The sequence below is a fragment of the Rhizobium anhuiense bv. trifolii genome, from assembly GCF_024346605.1.
Taxonomy (GTDB): Bacteria; Pseudomonadota; Alphaproteobacteria; order Rhizobiales; family Rhizobiaceae; genus Rhizobium; species Rhizobium anhuiense.
Genome location: NZ_CP098803.1, coordinates 3,043,526 through 3,065,301 on the forward strand (window position 1 = coordinate 3,043,526; position 21,776 = coordinate 3,065,301).

A 21,776-nucleotide genomic window follows, 5' to 3' on the forward strand; every position below is an offset into this window, starting at 1 on the left:
GATTATTGAAATATGGATCAACGTCAAGCCCTCATAGCGTTCGGCGCGCTGTCGCAGGAAACCCGCCTGCACATCGTCCGTATGCTCGTGGTTTCGGGTCCCGGCGGTATGGCGGCGGGCGCGATCGCGGAGAAGGCGGAGGTCTCGCCGTCCAATATCTCCTTCCATCTGAAGGAACTCGAACGGTCCGGGCTGATCGCGCAGCAGCGTGAATCCCGGTCGATCATTTATACCGCGAACTACGAGGCGCTAGGTGGCCTGGTTCGCTTCTTGATGGAAGATTGCTGCTCCGGGCATCCGGAAATCTGTGCCCCTGCCGCGGAGGTCGCGGCCTGCTGTGCGCCAAAAGGGAAGGAGAAACTGCAATGACCACTGATCGCGTTTACAATGTGCTCTTTCTCTGCACGGGCAATTCTGCCCGCTCGATCCTGGCGGAATCGATCCTGCAGACCGAAGGCAAGGGTCGATTCAAGGCCTATTCGGCCGGCAGCCAGCCGAAGGGTGAGGTCAATCCCCATGCGCTGAAGGAGCTTGCGGCGCAGGGTTACCCCACGACCGGCTTCCGCTCGAAGAGCTGGGACGAGTTCGCCGGGCCTGGCGCTCCGGAGATGGACTTCATCTTTACAGTCTGCGACAACGCCCACGGCGAAGCCTGCCCGGTTTGGATCGGCCACCCGATGACCGCCCATTGGGGCGTCGAGGATCCCGCTGCCGTCGAGGGCAGCGAAGTCGACAAGGGCCGCGCCTTCGTGCAGGCCGCCGGCTTCCTCAAAAACCGGATCAGCGCCTTTTTGAGCCTGCCTCTTTCCTCGATCGACAAGCTCGCGCTTCAATCGCACCTGCATCAGATCGGCGCCATGGAAGGCACGACAGCAAAACCGTCCAAGGCCGGCTGATGGGTTTCGATTTGAACCAGCAGGCCTTGGAAGGGCCCGATGACAAACTTCGTGCCGTCCTCGCAGCCGCCGGGCTTCCGGTCGATGACCTCACAGAGCCTGGCCGAAGCTTCTACCGGTTTTCGCGTGGCGGCCAGACGGTCGGCTTCGGCGGGCTGGAACTCTATGGCGAGGCCGCACTCCTGCGTTCCATTGTCGTGCTGCCCGATCAGCAAGGCTTTGGCTTCGGCCATGCTATTACCCTTGCCTTGCTCGATCAGGCCCATAAGAAAGGTGCGGCTGCTGCCTATGTGCTGACTGAAACGGCCGCCCCCTTCTTTCAATCGCTCGGTTTTCTTCCGATCGCCCGCGATGATGCGCCCGCCGCCATCCTGACGACGCGGCAGGCCGCAAGCCTGTGCCCGGCATCCGCCGCCTTGATGGTCCGGAGCCTGCCGGCATGAGCGCGCCAGTGTTTCCGCTGTCTCGACGACTTGCCGCCGAAGCCCTGGGCACGCTGTTGCTGGTGGCAACCGTCGTCGGATCGGGAATCATGGCGGACAGCCTGACGAACGATACGGCGCTTGCGCTGCTCGGCAACACGCTGGCAACAGGGGCGGTGCTTGTCGTCCTCGTCACCATCCTGGGCCCGATTTCCGGCGCACATTTCAATCCGGTGGTGTCGCTGGTTTTTGCGCTCCGGCGCGAGCTGCCCGCCTCTACCCTTCCGGCCTACATCGCCGCGCAGATCGTCGGCGGCATTGCCGGAACGATGCTCGCCCATGCCATGTTCGCTCTTCCCCTGCTGCAGGCCTCGGAAACCGTGCGCACCGGCGGCGCACAATGGCTCTCCGAATTGACGGCAACCTTCGGCCTCGTCTTCGTCATCTTCGCCGGTGTTCGCTTTCGCGCCGATGCCGTGGCATGGCTGGTTGGCCTTTATATCACCGCCGCCTACTGGTTTACCGCTTCCACGTCGTTTGCCAATCCCGCGGTCGCGATTGCCCGATCACTGACGCACACATTTTCCGGCATCCGCCCGATCGATCTACCGGGTTTTCTCGTTGCTGAAATCCTCGGCGCATTGCTGGCGCTGATGTTCGCGGGATGGCTGTTGATGGAATCCCGCAATCCTGAAACCCTGACCAAGACGGAATCTGCCTGATGACTATCGATGTGACGATCTATCACAACCCGGAATGCGGCACCTCGCGCAACACGCTGGCGATGATCCAGAACACCGGCATTGAGCCCAATGTGATCGAATATCTGAAAAACCCGCCGTCGCGCGAACAACTGATCAAGATGATTGCGGATGCAGGATTGAGTGTTCGCGAGGCGATCCGCGAAAAGGGCACGCCCTTTGCGGAGCTCGGCCTCGACAACCCCGACCTTACCGACGACCAGCTTCTCGACGCCATGCTGAAAGATCCGATCCTGATTAACCGCCCCTTCGTCGTCACGCCGCTCGGCACACGCCTGTCGCGGCCGTCGGAACTTGTCCTCGAAATCCTCCCGGAAACGCATAAGGGCGCCTTCACCAAAGAGGACGGCGAGAAGGTGCTCGATGCCGAAGGCAAGCGCATTGTCTGATCTGCCCGCAGCATCTCGGATGCATCTGCATCAGCCGAATATGGATGCACTCAGGCCGACGTTCTCGACGCACAAGCCTCGCATCCTGATCCTTTATGGCTCCCTGCGAACAGTGTCCTACAGCCGCCTCCTCGCACAGGAGGCCGCACGGCTGCTCGAATATTTCGGCTGCGAGGTACGGATCTTCAATCCCGAAGGTCTGCCGCTGCCTGACGAGGAACCGGCGAGCCACCCAAAAGTTCAGGAACTGCGCGAATTGTCGGCATGGTCGGAAGGCCAGGTCTGGGTCAGTCCTGAACGTCATGGCGCAATGAGCGGTATCATGAAAGCGCAGATCGACTGGATTCCGTTGTCGGTTGGCTCGGTGCGGCCGACACAAGGCAAGACGCTGGCGGTGATGCAGGTCTCCGGCGGTTCCCAGTCCTTCAACGCGGTCGGCCAACTGCGCATCCTTGGCCGCTGGATGCGGATGATCACGATCCCCAATCAGTCCTCCGTCGCCAAGGCTTTCCAGGAATTCGACGCGAACGGCCGTATGAAACCCTCATCCTATTACGACCGCGTCGTCGACGTCTGCGAGGAACTGGTGAAGTTCACACTGCTGACCCGTGATGCCTCGAACTATCTGACCGACCGCTACAGCGAACGGAAAGAGGAAGCCGAAAAGCTCGAACAGCGCGTCAGCCTCAGGTCCCTATGACAATCAGCGCCGAACGACCGCCGTTAGCCGCCATCGCCGCACTCGGGCTCACGCAGATCATCTGCTATGGCAGCCTCTATTACAGCTTCAGCATCCTCGCCCCTGACATGGCCCGTGATCTCAACTGGTCATCGGAATGGATCTTCGGCGCCCTCTCCGCGGCGCTTCTGATCGGCGGCCTGGCCGCACCGCTTATGGGCACATGGATCGATCGCTTCGGCGCGGGCAGGATCATGACATCAGGCTCGGCGATTGCCGCAGCCGCCCTTATCGCCTGCGCCTTCGCACCGGGAAAGATCGCTTTTATCGCAGCATTGATCGGCATCGAGGTCGCCTCGAACCTGGTGCAATATGGCGCCGCCTTCGCCTTGCTCGTGCAGATCAGGCCACGGGTTGCTCAGCGCAGCATCACCTACCTGACGCTGATCGCCGGCTTTGCCTCGACCATCTTCTGGCCGATCACCACGGCGCTGCACGCGCATCTGTCATGGCAGAATGTCTATCTGATCTTCGCCGCGCTTCATCTCGCCATCTGCCTTCCCCTTCACGCCTGGCTCTCCCGTGGCGTCAGCGAGACCAGGAAACGGACCGGAGAGGCGGCCGCAAAACACGTCGAGCCGAGCCTTCAGCCGTCGGTGCGCCGGCCGGCCTTTATCCTGATGGTGACGGGCTTTGCTTTGGAGAGCTTCGTGAACGCGGCACTTCTGGTTCACATGGTGCCTGTGATGTCGGCACTTGGCCTCGGCGCCATGGCAGTGGTGGTCGGAACGCTCTTCGGCCCGTCACAGGTGCTCAGTCGCCTCATCAACATGGTCTTTGGTGAGAGCTTGTCGCAAGTGATGCTGGCGATCATCTGCGCCGTCCTGCTGCCGGCAGCCCTTGTCATCCTCATCGCCACCGCACCCTCGGTGCCCGGCGCGCTGGTCTTTGCAGTCGTCTTCGGCCTCGGTTCGGGCCTTAACAGCATCGTCTACGGAACCTTGCCGCTCGCGCTCTTCGGAAGCGATGGCTACGGCCGGCGGCAAGGACAAATCATGTCGGTCCGTCTCGTCGTCGCCTCGATGGCGCCGTTCGCACTCGCCTTCCTGATGGGCAGTCTCGGCGTATCATGGTCACTGTCTATCGCAGCATTGCTCAGCACCGTCGCCGTCGCCGCATTCTTCGCCATTCTGCGGCTGACGCGCCCGATTGCCCGGTCGGAAGCGGTTCCCAATCCCGGAGAAGCTTGAGCGCAACAATCAGTGCAGCCGCTACTTGACGACGGCCGAGCCCTTGACGATGTCGATCGTCTCGCCGCCGTCGAGTCCGATGCGGTCGCCGTCGGGCGTCGTCATGAAGCAACCGGAGGGGCAGAGGCTTTCCGAAGCGCCGGCATCGACCACAACCTCGACGCGCTGGCCGCTCTCGGTGATGACGAGCACGACGGCCGCCGGATCGGTGTTGGTAACGGATGCCGCATAAGCCGCGGGCGCGGCAAGCAGCGGGACAAGCAGAACGGCGGCAAATCTTGCCATCATGTGCGGCGGCGCTGGCGCGCCCTCCCCTCGAACGATCGGTGCTGCCCCCGGCAGCGATCCCGATGGAAGGGATCATGCACGCACACCCGTGAATGATGGCTGAATGACCCGTTCAGCTCTTGAGATTGCCGTCCGCCGTCCGGCTGCGCAATTGCCGCACCGGCCGCTCTTCCTCCTCCATGGGCTTATCCCCCGGATTTTCTTGGTCGCCCTTCCGATCCCTGCCCGCATCGACAAGGACGGGAGGAGCCTCTCGATGGATGGTGAGATCGCTCTGCGGCAACGGGATCTCGATCCCCTCGGCCTTGAAGCGCTGGAGGATCTCGATCCTCAAATTGTTGCGCACCGTCATGCCGTCGCCCATGTCGGCGAGGAAGAAGCGCAGCTCGAAATCCAGCGAATAGGGACCGAAACGCAAAAATTCGACATGCGGCTCGGGATTGCGCATGACGAGCGGAATCTTGGCGGTCAGTTCCAGCAGGATATCCATCACCTTCTGCGGATCGGCGTTGTAGCTGACGGATACGGGGATTTCCGAACGGCCGATCTTGTTGCGATGCGTCCAGTTGCCGACGAGCCCGTTGATCAGCTCCGAATTCGGCACAATGATCGACTGCTTGCGGAAGGTCTCGATCTCGGTGGCGCGCACCGAGATACGCTTGACAATGCCTTCGGCCGTGCCTGATACAACATGGTCTCCGACCTTGAACGGCCGCTCGACGAGCAGGATCAAGCCGGAGACGAAGTTGGAAACGATGTTCTGCAAGCCGAAACCGATGCCGACCGAAAGTGCTGAGGCGACGAGCGCGAAGCTCGAAAGATCGATGCCGGCCGCCGAAACGCCGATGATCGCCGCGATGCCGACGCCGAGATAGCCGATGCCTGTTTTGACCGAATTGCGCACGCCGAGATCGACATGGCTTCTTGCCATCACATTGCCGTCGAGCCAGCGCTGCAGCCAGCGTGTCAGCAGGTAGACGCCGGCAAACAGCAGAATGCCGGTGCAGATGCCGAGCAGCGAGATGCTGATGCCGCCGAGCCTGACCTCGGTGAACAGCCGGTAGGCGATCAACTGCAGATCCTGCACATGGAAGCCCCAGAGCAGCAGGATCAGCGGGATGCCGACGAGAAGCGCCACGGCATAGATGGCAAGGCCGACGAGCAAGCCGGCCTGGTCGATCGCCACCGGCCCAAGCTTGAAGCGGCGCGTCAGGAAGCTTGCAAAGAAGGTGTCGCCGAAGCTTTCCTGCTTTGATATCGCCTTGCCGGAGAGCAGGCCGACATACATGGTGGCAACGACCGCGCCGGTGATGATGAGCTGCGTGGCGACGAAGCGCGCCAGCCCGACATAACCGGTCAGCGCGGTGAGGATGAGACCGGCGCCAACGACGCGCAGGATGATCCCCATGCCGCGCGGCCAATGCCGGCCCGGCGCATCGGGATCGCCGTTCTTCGCCAGCATCGGTTTGCCGAACGAGGCCGCGATCAGGATCAGCCCGATGATCAGCGCGGCAATCAGGCTCCTGACCACGGTCAGCACCAGCGGCGAGCCCATCGCCTCGCCGATCGTCCCGAACAGATAATCGAGCGCGTTGACGATCGCCATCGCCAGCAGGCAATAGCCGATCGAGCGTGCGCCGAGATTGGAAAGCCGGACGAGCCGCCAGCGAGGTTCGTCCGGTGCGAAGATGGCGTTGACGAAACGGCCGACGAAATAGACGAGCCCGATCGCCGCAAACAGGGCGCCGATGACAGGTGCGATGTCGGGCCGCAGAACATTGAAACTATTGAGGAAGAAGAACGAGGTGACGAGCAGTACCGAAAGCGCCAGGGTGCGGATCAGCGTCGACCAGAAGGCGATCGACAGCCGGCCGATATAGGACGGGCTCTCGATCGCCTCGTCCCGGCGCAGATACGAGCCAAACAGCCGATAGCTGCCGGATAGCAGAATGAGCGCCGAAGCAAGCGACAGGAAGATCGCGGCAAACAGCGGGAACCGCTTGAACTTCCAGACGAAAGAGGCCCAGCTCGACAAAGCCTGCGAGAATTCGCTGGCCTCGTGCACGAAGGCGCTCACGGCATCGTCGAGCACCGAGACGGAGATCTCGGTGCGCCTGAAAAGCGTGTCGGCGAAAAGCCGCCGCCGCATTTCGATGATTTCGTTGAGGAGCTTCGTCACCGCGATCGACAGGTTTTCGGCGTCACCGGTCACCGCGTTGATCTGCGCACGCTCGGCAGTCAGCGCATTGCGCTCGTCCGTGACAATCTTCGCCTCGGGCGGCTGCCCGTCCTTCGGCGGATCGCCGATCTCGGCAAGCCGGTTCTTGATCTGGTCGAAACGCGGCCGGAGATTGACCGATATGGTAATGACGGCGCGGCTGAGCTCGTCGGCCTTGGTGGCGAGCCCGACCAGGGCATCGTCATTGTCGGCATTCTGCTTGGCGCCGTCCTGCAGTGCCGTCAGCTGGACCTTCGCCTTTTCGATCTCCTTCGCCGCCTGGTCGAGTGGCGTATCGGTAAGCGGTGCCTCCTGCGCGGCAGCCGGTGCCTGCGGCTCCTGGGCGAAGGCCGCAGCACCCTTGAAATGCGCGCCCGCGACCGCCAGCGTCAGCAGAAGAATGGTGCGAAGCAGGATCGGTCTCAGCCGCAAAAGCGCCTCCGGAAGGGTTGTCGTCAGGATAGAATGCCTGCTTGTCATAGCAAAGAAAGGCGACAGAAAGGCGGAATATCCCAGGAAAGCCTCAGAAACCGGCATCGGGCCTGGAGAGATAGTCGCGCTCCGCCGCCGTCGACTCCCGCCCGAGCATGGCATTGCGGTGCGGAAAACGGCCATAGGCGGCGATCACGTCGCGGTGGCGGATCGCATAATCGCGATATTCCTCATCGCCAAGCGCGGTGAACAACGCCACCGAACGTTCCTGCTCGTCAAGGTCTTCGGCATGTTCGAAGGGCATGTAGAAAAAGGTGCGGCATGCCGCTTCAACCGCCTGGTCGGCGCCTGCTGCGAGCGCGAGCTTGGCTTCCCGAAGCGCCAGCCCGTCGGTCGCGACGGCAAGCGGGGTGCCGCGATAGATATTGCGGGGAAACTGGTCGAGCACGATGACGGCCGCCAGCCGGCTTTCCGGGTCGGCCCGCCATTCGTCCCGGACGCCCGCGGCAAGCGCCAGATGGGTATCGCGGAAGCCTTCGCGGATCTCGGCGTCAAGCTCCGGCGTCGCACGGAACCACAGCTCCCGGCCGCATCTGACGAACCAGAAATCATAGACTTCCCCAGGCCTGCGGATCGTCGTCATGCTTCCTTCCCTAGCGTGAATGGATTCAATTCAATCAATTAAATTATTGTAAATATTAGAAATTTTTATAAAATCAACCTCTTATTCGGCTTCCGGCACCTCTCCCCGTAAACGGGGTGAAGAGGATATGCCGCGACCTCTCCATCCCCGCCCCGTCTCGTTTGGCTCGTCCCTCGTCCCGTCAGAACACTAAGGGATTACACATCTCGCAAGGCCCAACCTGCGGCACATGCTTTGAAGTATTGTAGGCCATTGAAGAAGGTGATGGGGCCCGGCAGCTTGGAGGAGGCAGCCGCTCCAGCCTCAGAGCTTGGCGATGATCCAAGCTTCGCCCTATTGCACAGACAGGCCAGCGGCTTCAATTCCCGAAATAAAACGCTTTTGATCTTCGGTCCGCGCCAGCCGCCTGGCGACCTCCTGCCTGATGTTCGGGATCAATGCGGGTGACTCGCGCCTGATCCACTCAAGCTGTTCCTCTGCTTGCTGTTTTTTTCCAAGCGTGCCGAGAATGGAGAGCAATACGAGACGATGCATCGGATTGTAATTGAGGTCCGACATACGCGACCATAGTTCCGCAGCCTGCGTATCGCCCCGCATGAAGGCACAGAGCGCCATTCCGACCTCGTAATATCCGCGTGGTCCGGCATTCTTGCCGACTGCCTCCGAAATCAGCGTGCAGCCTCTATCCCATTCCCCCGACATCGACAGGCGCAGGCCGTATTCACCTGCCACCTCGGTATCGTTCGGATTGCTGGCATAGGCGGCAGCGCCGGCGCTGAGGGCTCCGGCCGGATCATTGCCGAAAAAGTTGGCAAGCATCAGTGCCTGAAGAGCGCGTGCATTCTTTGGGTCGAGCCGCACGGCCTGCTCGGCAAGTTCCTTCGCGAGGTCGAGCGTGGCAGCCGTCGATTTCGTGTGAAGTTGGTATGAAAAGCGGAACTCGTCGAGATGAATCAACGAAAGAAGGGCGAAGATATTGGAATCGGACGGCACTTTTTCCACGGCCTGCTGCAGGCAGGATTTTGCCAACTCGTGCGCCTGCACGGTCATTTCGCTGCGGTAGCTATAGTAGGATAGAACGCATGAAAAAACGTCCGTGCTTCCGGCGATGGTCGCGGTATCGGTCTGGAACATGACGCCGAACGGACGCGCGACCGCCGTCGCGATATCCCCGGCAAGGCTCGCTTGCGTTTGCGGGATGCCTTGCACCTTCATGTCGGCATCATAATTACTTGCCCAGATGACGGCGGCATCCGTCCGCCGCACGAGTCTGGCTGTCGAGCGCAGCTTGCTGCCTTCGAGCCGCACACTTCCTTGGAGGGCATAAAGCGGCTGCGACAAAACTTCGCCGGTTCTATTCCGCGGCATGGCGGTGACGACAACGATATCATTGAAGCGGACCAGCTTCTCGATGATGTCGTCGGTGATGCCGCGAGAGATGTCGGAGGCAAGGCTCCCGTCGGACGCGCTTTCGAAACGCTCGACGATAATGGTAGGGCGATTATCAGCTCCTGATATCGTTTCACGTTCCGTGCTCGGCGACCCGACCTGCCGAAGGAGAGCCGCCGCCGAGGCCAGGACAATCACCGCGCCCGCCGCAAGAAGCCAATATCGGCCCGGCGATAAGCGCCGGTCCGCCTGGTCCCGGCTGATCGTATCCGTGGCCGCAATGATCTGGCCGTTATCGCCGCCTGACGAGCTTGGCCGATCGGACCGCTCGAGCGGCGAGATATCATTGGGTTCAGCGCTGCTGACGACATCGAAGACCGGCGCGTAGCCGCCCTTGGGGATGGTGATGATGATCCGGTCCGCGTCGCCGGCCGTCAGGTAGTAGTGTTCCAGTTCCCGTCTCAGCCGACCGGCTTCGATGCGAACGCAGGGATCCTGTTGGGCATCGAAGTTCGCGTCTCTGCCAAAAACGGCCTGTGCGATGGTAAAGGCCTTCAGGTAGTCGCGACGGCCTGCAAGCGTTTCCGTGACCACGAATTCAAGGAAACGCCTTGCCCGTTCGGGAAGGCGGAATTCCCGGCTGGAAAGAATGCGCTCAAGTTGCTGCTGCACCTCCTCCTGTGAGGCGGTGACCCTGTTTATGCCTGCACTCGTCATCGGTTCCCCCAGACTCCGATTGCGAACAACCAGCAGCACGCAGTCCTAAACAATAGTCCCCGTCAGACGTGACGGCAATGCCGCCCAGCCGAATAACCTAACCAATGCTGACCGAATCCCATGAATAGCCAAATGACGGACGTAAGTCACAGTTTACGAAATGCCCGCGTAGGATACCGTATTCTACCGGCACCGACATGTATTTTACTGCCTTAGGCTCCAGGCGCGCTCTATCATCGCCATGTATTCTCTGGAGGAGCCTGCGATGACATCACCTGAGACCTCTACACCTCATCCCATGACAAGCGCAGAGGAACTGCGCAAACGCGCTCTGGAGCTTCAGCTTGTCGAGATGGAGCGCAGCGAAAAGATCAAGGCGCGTGAAGCAAAGAAACACGCGGAGTTCGTCGAGGATTTTTTCCGCAAGCAGATTGGCGAAGCGGAACGCGCCGTCATCAAGCGGCTGGTCATGAAAGCGGCCGCAGACGGCAAATATGAGGCGCTGATTTACAGCTTTCCGTCGACCTTCTGCACGGACAGCGGCCGGGCCATCAACAACAACCTGTCCGGATGGCAGAAGACGCTGCAGGGAAAGGCAAAGGAACTCCTCGAACTCTTCGAGGAAGTTGCCAGACCGCAGGGTTACGGGTTGAAGGCCATGGTCATCAACTTCCCGGACGGCATGCCGGGAGACGTCGGCTTCTTCCTCACTTGGGAGCCGCCCGTCGAGTGACCGGCAGCAGATAGAGGCGATCAACTTGAAAGCAATCGAGATCGAGCGCAAGTTCCTCGTGCGTAACGATAGCTGGCGCGATTGCGCCGGGATGTCGCATGTCCTGCAGCAGGCTTATCTGTCTCGAGACAAGAACTCGGTACGTGTTCGCTTGATCGACGGCCGTTCTGCTTGCCTGACAATCAAATTCCACACAGCAGGGCTCGCCAAGGACGAATATGAATACGAGATTCCTGTCGAGGAGGCACGAGACCTGCTTCTCCATGCGACCGGCCACGTCATTGAAAAGACTCGCTACCGGGTCCTGTACGAGGGCAGAAACTGGGATGTAGACGTCTTTGCCGGAGTCTATGAAGGATTGACGCTCGCCGAGATCGAGATAGCGAGCGAAGATGATCTTCCGGCCCTGCCGAAATGGCTTGGGCGGGAAGTCACGGGCAACAAACGCTATTCCAATCGCGCCATGGCGGTTGCATCATGCAGCCGCCCCCGGTTGCATGGGGCGGTTGACGACCGCGCCGCGCTGTAAGACCCTATTCGCTTACAATGGTCCAATTGGCGTCCGGATTGAATTCCTTGATCGCAGCGGCGCGCTGCTCCGTTTGCGGCCCCAAATCGCGTTGATAGATGACGCTCATCCCGTTGACGACAAAGGTCTGCACGCCGGTCACCCGATATGTGACCGGCCAGGCGACGAGCGCAAAGCCACCGGTCATATAACCATTGATGACGTAGCTTTGTTTGCCGCCCAGTACGTTGTCGCCCTGGGCGGTCAGGATGCGATAGCGGTATCCGAAATAACCTTCCCCTCGTTTGGCGGCGCCGAAAGCGGCCGTCTCGACCAGCGCGCTTGCCGGGCTTTCCTCCGCAGAGACGCTGGGGTCCCAGTAGAGGCCGTCCAGCTTGCCCGGGCTGCTGATCAATTTTTTGGCGAACTCGTAAATACCGTCACCGTCGCGATCATCGGACACATATTGATACTGCGCAGCCACATATTCATGCATCGTGTCGATCGTCGCGAGTTCGTTTTCGCCGATGCGCCGATTGATGATCTCCTCGAAGCCGCGCTGCGTGTCGAAGGACCACTTCCCGTCCTTGTCCTCAGTCAGCGGAAACGGCAGAGGCCAGAGTCGATTACCGATCACGACGATCTTGGCACCTTCGACGTCTTTCAAGCTCATCTGTCGCTCGGCGCCTTCCCGGATCAATCCATAAGCGATCATTGCCTCGTTGCTCGAGCGCAGCTTGTCTGCGTTCAGACCGAGCAGATCCCCAAGATCCCCGATATTGTTGGAGCCGAGCACCGATTTCAGCCGATCGAGTGCAAGAGAGGGGCTGTCGAATTTCGGTGAGGGCGTTGCCGCCTTGTATTCGGCGAGATCCGTCTGCCCCTGCGAAAACGCCGGCTTCGTCGGCATCGTGCAAAGCGCTGTCGCAAGCATGAGCGGGATTACCATCGATTGACGTCTCATGATGTAACTCCATGGGCTCGTAAGGGGTGTCATCGCCGCCCGCCGCCACCGCGGCCGCCACCGCCACCGCGGCCGCCGCCGCCGCGAGATGGCATCGGGCGCGAGTGATGCTGGGGACGGGCTGCCTGACGATGAGCGCCCATGCTTTGCGCGCCTCGTTTCGAGGCGACGGTCTGCTGGCGGCCGGACTGCACGTTGCCGAGTGCGCTCGACTGGCGCCCGCGATTATCGGGCCGGGCAGCCATCTGTGGTTTGTTGGGTTTCTTGACGGATTTCTGGGCGGGCTTGGAGGGGCGATTGGCCGATTTTTGAGGACGGGTTTCGGGCCGGGATACGTTCTGACGATTGGCGGCCGTCGGCCTGTTCGCCTGCGGTTTGGCCTTCAGTCCTTGCGCCGTGTTTTTTCGGATATCTTCCGCGCGAGCGGCCGTCCCGCGATTGCCCGGCCTCTGGCCTGCCTGGATATCTGCGGCTTTGTTTCGCAGTTGATTGCGATTGTCGGCCTGAAGTCCCGATTTGATCGACGACCGATCCAGCTTGGCAAGCTGGTCTTTGCCGATGCTCAGCTTGCTGCGGTCGACATTCGCCCAGTCGACGTCGTTCCACTTCATTTTTCCGTTGAAGTTGCGATTATTCAGACAATTGTTGCAATCGATGTCGATATCGCCGTCCCAGCGACCACCCCATACGCCCCAGTCGTCCCAATTGACGACGGCGGCCCAGGCAAGCCCGGTGACCGCTCCGGCAAAGAACGCGGCACCCGGATAGTAATAGCTGTCGTAATAATCGGGATAATAGGAGATCGGCGCCGCGGCATAGTCCGGTTCATAAAGCATTTCCGGCGGATACTGCGGGATATAGATCTTCTCGGGATCGGTCGGACGGATAATGATGTTGTCGTTTTCAGTGACGACCGTCACCTTGTCATCCGTCTTAATGATGTTCTTTGCCACCGCCTCGTCGCGAAGCTGCTGGATGGCAATCAGCACGTCCTTCTGCTGATTGGCAAGCGCATCGGCGAGTGATTGAGTCCAATCGAGATCCTCGCTCATCATCTTGATAATGTCAGGGTAGTTGAGCAGCGAAACGACGCTGCCGTCCCAATCGCTTTTGGGCTTGAGATCGGCATTTTTCTTTTTCGCTTCCAGGAAACGCTGCGCTTCGATGATCTGTAGGGGAAAGAGGGAGGCGGCCGAAATCGCCGCGACCAGTTCGTCCGGATAAAGCGCGATCCGCGCCACCAGCACCTCGAGTTCATCCTCCGAAAGAAGGGCAGCCGCGGGTTGTTCTGCGCTCGACTGGGTGGGCGCCGTAGCCGGCGCAGGGGCCTGTGCTCGCACGGGGAAGGCTGGCTGCAGTGCAATGATCGCCAGAGCTGACAACCCACCAAGCAGTTTGCGGGAAATTGCTTTCATCGCACATTGACCTCCCTAGATTCAGTTGAATGACGGATGCGTTCACGGAGATTTCGGGCCGATGGCGGGTGACCGCCGGAGCACTACAATTTTCGACTGTGAAATCGCCTCCCTCATCTCTTTCAACAAGGCATCGACCAAGCCTGCATATTCCAGCCGCCGCGCTTCTCTCAACGTGTCGGGCAACTGTTCGACATGCGCCAAAGCCTGCGCCGCGGCAGCGAGATCCTCGCACATGCTATGAAAAGCCTCATCGACGTAGAAAAGCCGCTGCACCAGCCTTGCCTGGTCGGGAAAATAAGCCTCTGCCGTTTCCAGAGCGGACAGATATGTCGAACCACTTTCTCCCGACGCCATCTCCGCCCCCGCCGACGAAACTGCGCTAAGCAGTGTGGAAACTATATAACAGGCGGACCCGTCTGGAGACGTAAAATACGCGATCCTACGGTGGCTGGCTTCAGAAGGACGCATCCCATGCCCGATACGAGACGGCGAACGGGATTCGTCTCGCCGATCTCGCTCCTTTCCTTCGAGCGCAGGCAATTCCCTCAGACGGGTCGCCCGCGAACGCCCCGATAGAGATTACGCGATGCTACGGGCCTTTGCGCCGAAACGGGCCTACAATTCCACCTTCGCTTGCGATCGACGGCTCGGGTAGACCAAGCCGGAAGGGAGGGGTCGTGTTTCTCGACTATTTTGCCTTGGGCGTATTGGCCTTTGTCGTGGTCACCCTTTTCTATGCCGTGATTGCCATTCACGACATTCCGCATCTGATCGCCAAGGCGCGCAATCACCCCCATCAGGATGCCATCCATGTCGCTGGATGGGTCAGCCTCTTCACGCTTCATGCGATCTGGCCGTTCCTGTTCATCTGGGCGACGCTTTACCGTGAAGACCGCGGCTGGGGCATCCGGCAGGACGGCAAACTATCGGCGGAAGCCGAAGCGAATGCGGAAATTGCTCGTCTCCATGCCCGGATCGCCGAGCTTGAGGCACAAGCGCCGGAGAAGGAGACCGCCTGATGGATCTGCTCCTGATACTGACCTATGCCGCGATTTGCTGGACGATCTTCAAAGTATTCAGGATTCCGGTAAACCAGTGGACGCTCGCGACGGCCGTTCTCGGCGGGATCTTCCTCATCTCCACCCTGCTGCTTTTGATGAGCTACAATCATCCCTATTCGAGCGACGGGCGCATCTATTTCACTTCGGCTCCCGTTATTCCCGTCGTGGGGGGGCAGGTCGTCGAGGTGCCGGTGACACCGAATGCACCTCTAAAGAAGGGCGACATCCTTTTTCGCATCGATCCCCGACCCTATCAGTTCACGGTTGATCAGAAGAAAGCCGCGCTCGCCGAAGCCGAGCAGTCCGTTCTGCAATTGAAAGCGGCCGTGGATGCAGCCAATGCAGCGGTCACGGGCGCCGAGGCCTCAAGGGACCGGTCCCGGCAGGCTTTCGAGAAATTCCAGCAGTCGAACGAGAATGCAAAGTCGAGCGGCAGGGGCGCCGTCTTTTCCGAACTCGAGGTCGAAAACCGGCGAGGCATCTATCTGACGTCGGAAGCTACGGTCGACACTGCCCGCGCACAAGCCGCGCAGGCAAGGCTCGCCTACGAGTCTGACATCAACGGAACGAACCCGACGGTTGCAAGGCTGCAGGCGGAGCTGAACAATGCCGAATACGAGCTTGATCAGACGGTGGTGCGGGCGCCGAGCGACGGCTACGTCACGCAGGTCTTCCTCCGCCCCGGAATGATGGCTAATCCCCTTCCGCTGCGGCCGGTCATGGTCTTCATCGACAGTCAGGACCGCATGCTGGGGGCAGCCTTCATCCAGAATTCGCTGCAGCGCGTCCACGTCGGCGACGAGGCCGAGGTTGCCTTCAAAGCCGTACCCGGCAAGATATTCAAGGCGCGGGTGCAAGAGGTCATCGATGTGATGGCTCAGGGCCAGCTGCAGCCGAGCGGCGCGCTGATCGACCCGCAATCGCCCGAGCGCCTATCGCCCGGACAAACGCTGGCTCGGATCGAGTTGCTCGAAAACACCGATGATTATCAACTGCCGGGCGGCGTGGTCGCGGAGGTCGCGGTCTACACCCACCATTGGCACCATGTCGCCGTTCTGCGCAAGGTGCTGCTGCGCATGAGCAGCTGGATGAACTACGTGTTCCTCGAACATTGATACATCATGCCAGCGGCAAAGAATAAGGAGCCAGCGGGTGATAGGAAGTCTTCCGATGTTGCGGGGCTTGGCTGGCTTCAACAGAGACTGGCTCCGCAGTGACATTCCGGCCGGGCTGTCGATTGCCGCAGTCGGCTTGCCGAGCGCCATCGCCTATCCCGCCATCGCCGGCCTGCCGCCGGAAACCGGCATCTATGCCAGCATCGTTGCTCCGATCGCCTATGCGATCTTTGGTCCTTCCCGGCTTTTGGTCGTCGGGCCTGACGCCGCGACCATGACCGTACTGGCCGCCGCCATGGGCGCCATCATCGCAGCCGAACCCACGACGGCAGGTATCGACAGGGTCGCCATCGCGTCGGCCCTTGCGCTTGGTGTCGGCGTCTTCTGCATCGCGGCGAAACTGCTGAGGCTCGGCGTTCTCGCGAGCTTTCTCTCCCGTCCCATTCTGGTGGGTTTCTTCGCCGGCGTATCGCTCTCGATCCTTGTCGGACAAATCGGTCGTTTCACGGGGGTAAAGATCTCATCGGATGGACTGATCCCGCCGCTCGTCGAAATGCTCGCCAAGAGCAGCCTGATCCACTGGCCTTCGCTCATTCTCGGCCTGATCATGTTCGCCCTGTTATGGATCGTCCGGGCCTTTCGGTTCCGAGTTCCAGGCCCTGTTCTGGTGGTTGTCCTCTCGGTCGTCCTTTCGGCGATCTTCGACTTCCAAGGCCGGGGCATTGCAGTTGTCGGCGATATCCCAAGCGGAATGCCGAGCCTATCTCTGCCTGCATTGCATCAGATGCCTCTCGATAAGATCGTGCTCGGTTCGGCCGCGATCTTTCTCGTCAGCTTCGGCGCAGGCATCGTCGCGGCAAGAAGCTTCGGCTCACGAACCGGAGAGGAGGTCGACGCCAATCAGGAATTGATCGGACTTGGCGCCGCCAACATCGCGCCCGGCTTGTTCGGCTCGTTTCCCGTCAGCGTCTCGGATTCCCGAACCGCGATAAACCTGTCGACAGGCGGCGTCTCTCAGGTCGCTGGACTGGTATCGGCCGCGACGCTGATCGCCGCGCTTGTTTTCCTTCACAGTGCGCTGCGGATACTCCCCATTCCCGCGCTCGCCGCAATCCTCGCAACGGCGGCAATCAGCCTCATCGATATTCACGAATTGAAAAAGATCTGGCGCATCAGCCGCATGGAATTCATTTTTGCGCTGATCGCCATGTGGGGCGCAATCAGCTTCGGTGTTCTCAACGGCGTCATCGTCGCGGTTGCGGCAACGCTCGTCTATCTCTTGCGTCAGACGATGTTTCCCCGCGACGGTCTTCTTGGACGTATCGAGGGACGGCACGGCTTTTTCGATCTTGCCCGCTTTCCGGAAGCGCGCCCTGTCGAGGGGGCCGCCGTCTTCGCCATCCAAGGCAGCATTCTGTTTTACAACGCCGATTACGTGCGCCTGCGGCTGGCGTCCGTAGCGAAGGAACTCCCTGCCGAAACCAGATGCCTCGTGCTCGATGCCAGCGCCGTCACGCATATCGACAGCACCGGCGCAGCCGCGCTCGATGCCGTGGCCGAGATCCTGGCAAAGCGGAATATCGTTTTCGCAATGACCGACCTCAGCGAGGAAAGCCGCGGCATCCTCGAGCGCGCGGGGGTCGTCGAAGCGATCGGTGTTCACAATCTTTTCAACGGCAGGGAAGAGGCGTTGCGAGCGCTGATAGGAAGTGTCGGCGAGACCGGCAGCACCGCGTCGGCAGGCTAAAGCATGTCGCGCAAAAGTGTGCAGCGGTTTTGCGGCAACGACATGCGTAAAAACAAAGAGCTAAAGCGCAAGGAGCGAATCTGAAAGATCGCGACGCGCTTTAGAATATGTTCGCACAAGGGAGGTAGAGAAATGGACGAGAATTACGAGCCCGCAAAGACGGATGGAGGGGCAGGCCGCGTCGGAAAGGATAAAAAGAAAAAGAAATCATGGGACTATGACAAGGAAATCGAGCGACTGCAGGTGGAGTTGGCCCATTTGCAAGCCTGGATCAAGAAATCCGGTGCGAGAGTCGTCATCGTCTTCGAGGGACGGGATGCCGCCGGCAAAGGCGGCATGATCAAGCGTATAACAGAAAAGGTCAGTCCGCGGGTCTTTCGCGTCGTGGCACTGCCGGCGCCCACCGACCGCGAGAAATCTCAGATCTACATGCAGCGCTATATCGCTCATATGCCGGCCGCCGGCGAAATCGTCATATTCGACCGCAGTTGGTACAACCGCGCCGGCGTCGATCGGGTCATGGGATTTTGCAGCGAAAAAAAAGCGCAGCGCTTTCTTGAATTGGCGCCTCGCTTCGAGGCCGCGATCGTCGAAAGCGGCGTCGTTCTACTGAAATACTTCTTGACGGTCAGCGAGGAAGAGCAGGAACGCCGTTTCAGACGCCGGATCGACGATCCTCTGCGACAGTGGAAACTCAGTCCGATGGATGTTGAATCCTATCAGCGCTGGTGGGACTACACGCGTGTCTATGACGAGATGCTGCGGATGACCGACAGCAACCATGCACCGTGGTGGGTGGTGCCCTCGGATGACAAGAAGCGTGCCCGGGTCAACTGCATCTCGCACATCCTGCAATCCATCCCTTATGAGCGGGTGAAGTTCGAAGCACCCGATCTCGGCAAACGTCAGAAGCGGCCGTCGGATTTCATGGAGGACCACAGCATCCGCCATGTCGTGCCGGACGCGACGTCATAAGACGACCTCAGCCTGAAGCAATTCCAGGCAAAGCGCGAAGCGCTTTTGCCGGGAATCGCGTCAGAACAAAAGGTTAGAGCAGTTCTGCGTTTCCGCGAAAAGCTGAACCGCTCTAGAACATGGCGGACGGGACGCAACGATGGAGACCACAGGCGATACGGCGGCGCAGGGAGCCGGGTCAGGGCAGATTTCGATAGAGGCGAGAATAAGCGATCTTGTCCGATTGGGCATCATCGGGCTTTTTGCCTATTGGACCATCGTTCTGATTGCTCCCTTTGCGCTGATCGTCATCTGGTCGGCCATCCTTGCGGTCGCCCTTTTCCCGATATTCGAGGCACTTTCGAGGCTGATCGGAAACAGGCCCGTCATCGCGGCCGCCATCATCGTCGTCTTTTGCCTCGTCCTGATCATTGCGCCCCTGGCCCTCGTTGCGGTCAATTTTGCCGACACCACGCAGGCGTTGATCGGCAAACTGCGGACGGGGAACTTCACGCTCCCCTCGGCACCGGTCGCTATTCGGGAATGGCCCGTCGTCGGCGAGCGGATTCACGACGCCTGGAATCGGATTGCAAGCGATCTGGCCGCTACCATCATCAAGTTTCAAGCGCCCATTCGTGAAGTCACGGCCGTTATCGTCACGAAGCTCGCCTCGATCGGCGGCGGCGTTTTGAGCTTTGTCGTTTCGATCATGCTTTCGGGCCTATTGCTGACGCGATCAGCACGCCTGGCTGCAGCCATACAGGTGCTGGCAAGCCGGATCGCCGGTGAAAAGGGTGTCGGCTTTGCCCGGCTGGCGGGAGCTACGGTGCGCAATGTATCGCGGGGCGTCATTGGCGTTGCCTTCCTGCAAGCGCTGTTGTGCGGACTGTGTTTTGCCCTTTTTGACGTTCCGGGGAGCGGCCCCTTGACCTTTCTTGTGCTCGTCCTGTGCCTGATGCAGCTCGGGCCTGCGCTCATTCTTTTGCCGGTCATCATTTGGGCGTGGTTCTCCTGGCCCATGTCGATCGCCTTGGCTTTCACCGTCGTGACGATCCCCATCATGATCATCGATAACATACTGAAACCGATCTTGATGGCGCGCGGCCTCTCCACTCCAATGCCGGTGATACTGATCGGCGTCATCGGCGGCACCTTGTCACAAGGCCTGCTGGGGCTGTTTTTGGGGCCGGTCGTTCTCGGTGTCTTCTACGAACTGCTGAAAGCCTGGGCCTGGCCTTCGGTTTCGACCGGATCGGAAAATAGCCGCTCCGCGAGATTCGATGCTCAACCGGAACGCATCGAACACCCGCAATGACGATCGTCGAGGCGCCAGCGGCGGCCTGGCGGGACTCACCTGTTCTTGCAGTAGACGACAACCTCCTGCTCGATTTCGCGGCAGAGCTGTTCATACTCGATGATGAGCTTCTCTTGCCTCGGGCTCTTGCTTCGGAACCGCTCCAGCGCATCGACAGCAAGATCGTAGGATTCAAACATCTCCGCGAGCGCTTCACTGGTCATGCTCTCCAGGAGATGCCGGATATCGGGGAGCCGCAACATCAGTTTTCTGCGGCCACGCTCTTTGCTCATGGATCAGCTCCGCATTCAACGTATCCCTGCAATGGATACGAAGGCACCAAGGTATCGGATCGTTCCCCGAGATCACGAATAAAATGTACGGCGGCGCAATCTCATCAAACCTAGCTGCCGTCTCGGTCCGTCACGCTCAAGGCTTTTACTGTGATGGCTGCAATGACGCCCGTCAGCACGATCCCTGCAAACCCGATGACCAAAGCGAGTATCCGTGCCGAAACATGTTTGGGCGTAAAGTCGCCGTAGCCGATGGTAAGTCCCGTCACGAAGGTAAAATAAAGCGCTTCATCGATCCGCCAATTTTCGATCCGCCAAATTGCCAGTCCGGATGCGACCATGATCGACACGATGCCGGAAAGGATCGGCCAGATGACACGCAGCTGCTGTGCGAGTGCGATGAAGAACAGCCTTCTCACCTGCCGGGTATGCGGTCCGCCGCCCGATCGCTCCTGTTTGGGAACGCGGGACCTCATCGCACTGCCGGCGGCAGGACGTACAGCGTTATGGCGAAAATCATGTACACCATCAGCACCAGGACGCCGACAAACCATGCCGATCGCCCGCTGTTGGTGACGAACATCGCAGTCACCGTCGCAAGGAACATCATCGTCACGGCACCCGGCCAGAATTGCAGATCCATCGGCGACGGACCGATGAAATAACTCATCAAGACCAGAACGGGCGCAACGAACAAGGCAATCTGGGAAGCGCTCCCGAGCGCGATGCCCACGCTCAGATCCAGCCGGTTCTTGCGAGCGCCGGAAAATGCCGAGGCCATTTCGGCCGCACCGCCGACCAATGCGACGACGATGAAACCGACAAAGGCGGGGGTCATTCCGAAGGCCTCGGCCGCTTCCTGCACGGACTCGACGAAAATCTCGCTCACCAGGGCCACGATTACGGTGACGCCGGCAAGCGTGCCCAGAGCAAGGCCGATCGGCCACGGCGCTTCGCCGGCCTCGGCATGTTCCGTTGAAGAAAAAAATTCCCGATGCGTCCGAAGCGTGAACAACAGCCCAAGCCCGTACCCGACGATCAGCAAGGCAGCCAGGCTGAGACTGAGCGTTTGAGTGACTGGTGCGACCGATGCCGAGTCCAATCCACCAAGCGCCGAAGGCATCAGCAGGGCGATTGTGGCCAGGAAAAGCAGGCCGGCTTGAAGTCGCGCGCTGGCTCGGTTGAACTCCTGAATGTGGTATTTGAGCCCGCCGAGAAGAAACGAAGCGCCCAGCATGAACAGCGTGTTGGTGACGATCGCTCCGGCGATGGATGCCTTGACCAGCGTATATTCGCCTGCCTGCAGGGCAGCCAGCGCGATGACCAGTTCGGTGAGATTGCCGAGGGTCGCATTCAGCAGCCCGCCCGCGGCGTCACCCGTCTTGGCGGCAACGGATTCGGTCGCATGGCTGAGCAGTCCGGCCAACGGGACGATTGCCAGCACCGACAGGACGAAAAGCGCCGTGTGGGCCTCGGGGAAGAGCGCCGCAGCTGCGAACACCACCGGCACGGCGGCCAGCAGCCAGAGCATGGGGCTATCGCGAATCTCTTTGAAAAGAAGGCTCAACCTTCACTCCCCTCTGATCACCTAGCCCCTGATTACCT

The 21,776-nt window shown here is 60.2% G+C and carries 24 protein-coding genes; 14 read left to right on the top strand and 10 right to left on the bottom strand.

Annotated features, from left to right (window positions below):
* Positions 1 to 12 precede the first annotated feature (12 nt).
* From NE851_RS23745 to arsK, 7 genes are read left to right on the top strand one after another with little or no spacing between them, the layout of a single operon-like run.
* Complete coding sequence (locus NE851_RS23745) at positions 13 to 369, top strand: ArsR/SmtB family transcription factor (protein WP_063475086.1); 357 nt, start codon at positions 13 to 15, stop codon at positions 367 to 369.
* On the top strand, positions 366 to 896 hold the full coding sequence (locus NE851_RS23750) for an arsenate reductase ArsC (RefSeq protein WP_097630404.1): 531 nt from the start codon (positions 366 to 368) through the stop codon (positions 894 to 896). The genes NE851_RS23745 and NE851_RS23750 overlap by 4 nt, the downstream gene beginning before the upstream one ends.
* Positions 896 to 1,339, top strand: a complete 444-nt coding sequence (arsN2, locus tag NE851_RS23755) for an arsenic resistance N-acetyltransferase ArsN2 (protein ID WP_097542349.1) — start codon at positions 896 to 898, stop codon at positions 1,337 to 1,339. The genes NE851_RS23750 and arsN2 overlap by 1 nt, the downstream gene beginning before the upstream one ends.
* Positions 1,336 to 2,040: an aquaporin gene (locus tag NE851_RS23760; RefSeq protein ID WP_063475089.1), complete on the top strand. Its 705-nt coding sequence runs from the start codon at positions 1,336 to 1,338 to the stop codon at positions 2,038 to 2,040. Before arsN2 ends, NE851_RS23760 begins: the two co-directional genes overlap by 4 nt.
* Positions 2,040 to 2,468, top strand: coding sequence for an arsenate reductase (glutaredoxin) (gene arsC / locus NE851_RS23765; protein WP_028758636.1), 429 nt, complete (start codon positions 2,040 to 2,042; stop codon positions 2,466 to 2,468). Before NE851_RS23760 ends, arsC begins: the two co-directional genes overlap by 1 nt.
* Positions 2,443 to 3,168, top strand: a complete 726-nt coding sequence (gene arsH, locus NE851_RS23770) for an arsenical resistance protein ArsH (protein ID WP_165932201.1) — start codon at positions 2,443 to 2,445, stop codon at positions 3,166 to 3,168. Before arsC ends, arsH begins: the two co-directional genes overlap by 26 nt.
* A complete protein-coding gene (gene arsK, locus NE851_RS23775) occupies positions 3,165 to 4,397 on the top strand; it encodes an arsenite efflux MFS transporter ArsK (RefSeq protein ID WP_254958180.1) in 1,233 nt (410 codons plus the stop codon). The genes arsH and arsK overlap by 4 nt, the downstream gene beginning before the upstream one ends.
* Positions 4,398 to 4,418: 21 nt before the next feature.
* Here the strand turns inward: arsK and NE851_RS23780 are convergent, their stop codons facing one another.
* From NE851_RS23780 to NE851_RS23795, 4 genes are all read right to left on the bottom strand, one after another.
* Entirely contained in the window at positions 4,419 to 4,685 is a 267-nt protein-coding gene (locus NE851_RS23780; protein WP_028758639.1) for a hypothetical protein, read from the bottom strand.
* Positions 4,686 to 4,797: 112 nt separating this feature from the next.
* The gene (locus NE851_RS23785) at positions 4,798 to 7,335 is read right to left on the bottom strand and encodes a mechanosensitive ion channel family protein (protein ID WP_254958182.1); all 2,538 of its coding nucleotides are present in this window, start codon (positions 7,333 to 7,335) and stop codon (positions 4,798 to 4,800) included.
* 91 nt (positions 7,336 to 7,426) lie between these two features.
* Entirely contained in the window at positions 7,427 to 7,978 is a 552-nt protein-coding gene (locus NE851_RS23790) for a DUF924 family protein (protein WP_028757186.1), read from the bottom strand.
* A 333-nt stretch (positions 7,979 to 8,311) separates the two neighbouring features.
* Entirely contained in the window at positions 8,312 to 10,084 is a 1,773-nt protein-coding gene (locus tag NE851_RS23795; RefSeq protein WP_028757187.1) for a membrane protein, read from the bottom strand.
* Positions 10,085 to 10,349: 265 nt separating this feature from the next.
* On the opposite strand from NE851_RS23795, the gene NE851_RS23800 reads away from it, so the two are divergent.
* Both NE851_RS23800 and NE851_RS23805 read left to right on the top strand, forming a co-directional pair.
* Positions 10,350 to 10,817 (top strand): hypothetical protein, encoded by a 468-nt coding sequence (locus NE851_RS23800; protein WP_028757188.1) that lies wholly within the window; start codon positions 10,350 to 10,352, stop codon positions 10,815 to 10,817.
* A gap of 25 nt (positions 10,818 to 10,842) precedes the next feature.
* On the top strand, positions 10,843 to 11,346 hold the full coding sequence (locus NE851_RS23805; protein ID WP_049813451.1) for a CYTH domain-containing protein: 504 nt from the start codon (positions 10,843 to 10,845) through the stop codon (positions 11,344 to 11,346).
* Positions 11,347 to 11,350: 4 nt separating this feature from the next.
* Here NE851_RS23805 and NE851_RS23810 read toward each other — a convergent pair whose 3' ends face one another.
* From NE851_RS23810 to NE851_RS23820, 3 genes are read right to left on the bottom strand one after another with little or no spacing between them, the layout of a single operon-like run.
* Positions 11,351 to 12,289 carry a DUF2950 family protein gene (locus NE851_RS23810; protein ID WP_028757189.1) on the bottom strand — a complete coding sequence of 313 codons (939 nt, stop codon included), beginning with the start codon at positions 12,287 to 12,289 and terminating at the stop codon, positions 11,351 to 11,353.
* Positions 12,290 to 12,318: 29 nt separating this feature from the next.
* On the bottom strand, positions 12,319 to 13,704 hold the full coding sequence (locus NE851_RS23815; protein WP_028757190.1) for a DUF3300 domain-containing protein: 1,386 nt from the start codon (positions 13,702 to 13,704) through the stop codon (positions 12,319 to 12,321).
* 42 nt (positions 13,705 to 13,746) lie between these two features.
* The gene (locus NE851_RS23820) at positions 13,747 to 14,061 is read right to left on the bottom strand and encodes a hypothetical protein (protein WP_028756257.1); all 315 of its coding nucleotides are present in this window, start codon (positions 14,059 to 14,061) and stop codon (positions 13,747 to 13,749) included.
* Positions 14,062 to 14,384: 323 nt separating this feature from the next.
* On the opposite strand from NE851_RS23820, the gene NE851_RS23825 reads away from it, so the two are divergent.
* The 5 genes from NE851_RS23825 (at position 14,385) to NE851_RS23845 (ending at position 19,899) form a co-directional block, all read left to right on the top strand.
* Complete coding sequence (locus NE851_RS23825; protein ID WP_028756256.1) at positions 14,385 to 14,726, top strand: DUF3302 domain-containing protein; 342 nt, start codon at positions 14,385 to 14,387, stop codon at positions 14,724 to 14,726.
* Positions 14,726 to 15,883, top strand: a complete 1,158-nt coding sequence (locus NE851_RS23830; protein WP_028756255.1) for an HlyD family secretion protein — start codon at positions 14,726 to 14,728, stop codon at positions 15,881 to 15,883. The genes NE851_RS23825 and NE851_RS23830 overlap by 1 nt, the downstream gene beginning before the upstream one ends.
* 55 nt (positions 15,884 to 15,938) lie before the next feature.
* Positions 15,939 to 17,630, top strand: coding sequence for a SulP family inorganic anion transporter (locus tag NE851_RS23835; protein ID WP_206114806.1), 1,692 nt, complete (start codon positions 15,939 to 15,941; stop codon positions 17,628 to 17,630).
* 132 nt (positions 17,631 to 17,762) lie between these two features.
* Complete coding sequence (ppk2, locus tag NE851_RS23840) at positions 17,763 to 18,605, top strand: polyphosphate kinase 2 (RefSeq protein WP_028757192.1); 843 nt, start codon at positions 17,763 to 17,765, stop codon at positions 18,603 to 18,605.
* Positions 18,606 to 18,744: 139 nt separating this feature from the next.
* Positions 18,745 to 19,899, top strand: a complete 1,155-nt coding sequence (locus NE851_RS23845) for an AI-2E family transporter (protein WP_028756252.1) — start codon at positions 18,745 to 18,747, stop codon at positions 19,897 to 19,899.
* A 35-nt stretch (positions 19,900 to 19,934) separates the two neighbouring features.
* Here NE851_RS23845 and NE851_RS23850 read toward each other — a convergent pair whose 3' ends face one another.
* The 3 genes from NE851_RS23850 to cax form a co-directional block, all read right to left on the bottom strand.
* Positions 19,935 to 20,171 carry a hypothetical protein gene (locus NE851_RS23850; protein WP_254958195.1) on the bottom strand — a complete coding sequence of 79 codons (237 nt, stop codon included), beginning with the start codon at positions 20,169 to 20,171 and terminating at the stop codon, positions 19,935 to 19,937.
* Between the two features lie 110 nt (positions 20,172 to 20,281).
* Entirely contained in the window at positions 20,282 to 20,647 is a 366-nt protein-coding gene (locus NE851_RS23855; protein ID WP_028757850.1) for a potassium channel family protein, read from the bottom strand.
* Positions 20,644 to 21,738: a calcium/proton exchanger gene (cax, locus tag NE851_RS23860; RefSeq protein WP_132572104.1), complete on the bottom strand. Its 1,095-nt coding sequence runs from the start codon at positions 21,736 to 21,738 to the stop codon at positions 20,644 to 20,646. Before cax ends, NE851_RS23855 begins: the two co-directional genes overlap by 4 nt.
* Between the last annotated feature and the right edge of the window lie 38 nt (positions 21,739 to 21,776).

Bases quoted from the DNA above. Each gene is read 5' to 3' on its own strand.
- NE851_RS23745 (WP_063475086.1), top strand. From the start codon at position 13: ATGGATCAACGTCAAGCCCTCATAGCGTTCGGCGCGCTGTCGCAGGAA.
- NE851_RS23750 (WP_097630404.1), top strand. From the start codon at position 366: ATGACCACTGATCGCGTTTACAATGTGCTCTTTCTCTGCACGGGCAAT.
- arsN2 (WP_097542349.1), top strand. From the start codon at position 896: ATGGGTTTCGATTTGAACCAGCAGGCCTTGGAAGGGCCCGATGACAAA.
- NE851_RS23760 (WP_063475089.1), top strand. From the start codon at position 1,336: ATGAGCGCGCCAGTGTTTCCGCTGTCTCGACGACTTGCCGCCGAAGCC.
- arsC (WP_028758636.1), top strand. From the start codon at position 2,040: ATGACTATCGATGTGACGATCTATCACAACCCGGAATGCGGCACCTCG.
- arsH (WP_165932201.1), top strand. From the start codon at position 2,443: ATGCCGAAGGCAAGCGCATTGTCTGATCTGCCCGCAGCATCTCGGATG.
- arsK (WP_254958180.1), top strand. From the start codon at position 3,165: ATGACAATCAGCGCCGAACGACCGCCGTTAGCCGCCATCGCCGCACTC.
- NE851_RS23780 (WP_028758639.1), bottom strand. From the start codon at position 4,685: ATGATGGCAAGATTTGCCGCCGTTCTGCTTGTCCCGCTGCTTGCCGCG.
- NE851_RS23790 (WP_028757186.1), bottom strand. From the start codon at position 7,978: ATGACGACGATCCGCAGGCCTGGGGAAGTCTATGATTTCTGGTTCGTC.
- NE851_RS23795 (WP_028757187.1), bottom strand. From the start codon at position 10,084: ATGACGAGTGCAGGCATAAACAGGGTCACCGCCTCACAGGAGGAGGTG.
- NE851_RS23800 (WP_028757188.1), top strand. From the start codon at position 10,350: ATGACATCACCTGAGACCTCTACACCTCATCCCATGACAAGCGCAGAG.
- NE851_RS23810 (WP_028757189.1), bottom strand. From the start codon at position 12,289: ATGAGACGTCAATCGATGGTAATCCCGCTCATGCTTGCGACAGCGCTT.
- NE851_RS23815 (WP_028757190.1), bottom strand. From the start codon at position 13,704: ATGAAAGCAATTTCCCGCAAACTGCTTGGTGGGTTGTCAGCTCTGGCG.
- NE851_RS23820 (WP_028756257.1), bottom strand. From the start codon at position 14,061: ATGGCGTCGGGAGAAAGTGGTTCGACATATCTGTCCGCTCTGGAAACG.
- NE851_RS23830 (WP_028756255.1), top strand. From the start codon at position 14,726: ATGGATCTGCTCCTGATACTGACCTATGCCGCGATTTGCTGGACGATC.
- NE851_RS23835 (WP_206114806.1), top strand. From the start codon at position 15,939: ATGTTGCGGGGCTTGGCTGGCTTCAACAGAGACTGGCTCCGCAGTGAC.
- ppk2 (WP_028757192.1), top strand. From the start codon at position 17,763: ATGGACGAGAATTACGAGCCCGCAAAGACGGATGGAGGGGCAGGCCGC.
- NE851_RS23845 (WP_028756252.1), top strand. From the start codon at position 18,745: ATGGAGACCACAGGCGATACGGCGGCGCAGGGAGCCGGGTCAGGGCAG.
- NE851_RS23850 (WP_254958195.1), bottom strand. From the start codon at position 20,171: ATGAGCAAAGAGCGTGGCCGCAGAAAACTGATGTTGCGGCTCCCCGAT.
- NE851_RS23855 (WP_028757850.1), bottom strand. From the start codon at position 20,647: ATGAGGTCCCGCGTTCCCAAACAGGAGCGATCGGGCGGCGGACCGCAT.